Below are 2,162 nucleotides of genomic sequence, written 5' to 3'. Positions count from 1 at the left end.
GACATTAATTTTCTTGCTCACATCAGCCATATAATGTTTTTCTGGAATACAGACACCTGTAGTATTAAACTCCTTCATTTGACACACCTCATTTTTAGCCTCAAGTTTATTTAATTATATCACAGTAGCTTACTTAATTAAATCAATACAGTTATTTGATTTGATCTGATTCATATCTCAGAGGAATCTTAATTTCGTCTCTTTCTGCCAGCAGCTCTATTTTAATAACTGGATCACCATTCTCATCCAATTCTTCCCCATACTATTATTTAATTTTGAATCTTTAACTTCACTATCCTTTATTTAATAAGTTTTTAATTTGTAGTTAATTAAGGTCTAATATCTTGCTGATATTATTATAAATAGAATAACTAAGTGAATTAAATTCCTCCATTTTGGACTTGTGACAAAGACCGGTACTATATAAATTATTGAACTCGATAATTTCCTACTTTGTTAATTTTAATCCCTCTCTCCAGAGGGGTTTTTATTTAAAATAGTTTATTTTTTTAGATATCAAAAAGACCAGACCTTATTCAGGGAATTAATTAAAATAATAAACATAAATTTATCATTCCTTAAAGTTTTATTCCTATAATTAAGCTATGAGTTAAGAAATTAAAGCAAATTAGGAGGAAAATTAAATGAAAAAAATATTAAAAGTTTTATTGGTCATTAGCTTTATAGCAGTAAGTTTGACTGGAGTTAGTTTTGCCCAAGGACCTGGAATGAATTCTAATGTCAAAAATTATAATTATCAAACCAAAGGTGAAGGTGTTGGTTATAAATCAGTTGAATTAACTGATTACCAAATAGAAAAATTATTAGAGTCTTTAACTGATAATCAAGTAAAAAAAATAGTTAAGTTACTTGATCATCAAGTAGAAAAAACAATAGAATTGTTGACTGATTACCAAATAGAAAAAATACTGGAATTTAGAGATGAATTTTATAATGATACTGAAGAGTTAAGAAATGAATTAAGAAGTTTAATTCGTGAGATTAGAGATCTAGAGTTTCGTGGAGCAAGTAATGCAGAGATTAGAGAAGTTGAAGATAAACTAGAACAGATTTTAAGCAAAATAAATGAGAAAAGAATTGAGTATCAAAAAAATATTGAGTCTATATTAACTGATAGTCAATTAGAAACAATTGAAGAAAATCATTTTAAGTTCCAAGGAACATTCAATAACTCAGACACCTCTAACGGTATAAGAAACGGTATAAGAAATTGAAATAACAGATCAAATAATAGAAAATTAGTCTAATTAAGACTTTCTATGTAATCATTAATCTAATTATCTTTTAATTTTGCTTTAAAAGAGTTTTAATAATTAACTGATATTATTATAAATAGAATAAAGGCATGAATTTGATCCCCTTTTTGAAGCTGCATCAAATGCAGCTATAATATAGATTTTTGTACTATCGTGAATCTCAAATAAGATTTTACACTTTCGATAAATAAGATTTTTCTTATACTTTCATTTTGAGTTTTACAATCGGATTTTATGTAAAGAACAGTTAAAGAATTTTTAACCTAATAATCATTTCATTTTAATTACATTTTAATATTCGATTATTATACTCTTAATAGTGAAGGTAGTATTTATTAGTTAAAAATAGTGAAATAATATTTCTGTCAATGACTTTGAAATTCTTATCCTATTTTATAATTTTGAAAGGAGTTGTTTGAATATGAAAAAGAAAATTTTGTCTTCTTTGCTAATCATTGTTCTTATTCTACCAGTCACAGTTTTTGCTCAGGATTTAAATTTAAATTCTAAGCAGCCAGCAGATCCTAATTTGAAAAATAAAATGGAATCAAATATTGTTGCTAAAGTTAATGAGGAAAATATAACTAGTAAAGAATTAGCTCAAAAAGCAAGTACAAATCAGCTTCTAATGAAAATAAATCAGATTGATCAACAATTTCTTCAGACATTGACCAGCACTGAAAGTGGTAAAAAAGTTCTTAAAGAATATCAGAAGCAGCAGCTTGATAACTTAATTAATAACATTTTATTACAGCAAAAAGCTGAAAATGTAGGTATTACGCTCAGTCAGAAGGAAAAAGAGCAGCTTTATCAGCAGCAGAAGAAAAGAATTTTAAAAAATAATAACTTAAATCAGGAAAAGTACCTATCAATTCTTAAAAATCA

The 2,162-nt window shown here is 26.2% G+C and carries 2 protein-coding genes; both read left to right on the top strand.

Annotated features, from left to right (window positions below):
• Window positions 1–644 precede the first annotated feature (644 nt).
• Window positions 645–1,235 carry a hypothetical protein gene (locus tag CI949_RS20110; RefSeq protein ID WP_089717504.1) on the top strand — a complete coding sequence of 197 codons (591 nt, stop codon included), beginning with the start codon at window positions 645–647 and terminating at the stop codon, window positions 1,233–1,235.
• A 463-nt stretch (window positions 1,236–1,698) separates the two neighbouring features.
• The coding region (locus tag CI949_RS20105; RefSeq protein ID WP_290769768.1) for a SurA N-terminal domain-containing protein at window positions 1,699–2,162 on the top strand (464 nt) is incomplete at its 3' end.

It is taken from the genome of Halanaerobium sp., assembly GCF_003070835.1.
The sequence above is the reverse complement of the archived record's forward strand: the minus strand, read 5'-3'. Positions and strand labels throughout refer to the sequence as shown.

Bases quoted from the DNA above. Each gene is read 5' to 3' on its own strand.
- CI949_RS20110 (WP_089717504.1), top strand. From the start codon at position 645: ATGAAAAAAATATTAAAAGTTTTATTGGTCATTAGCTTTATAGCAGTA.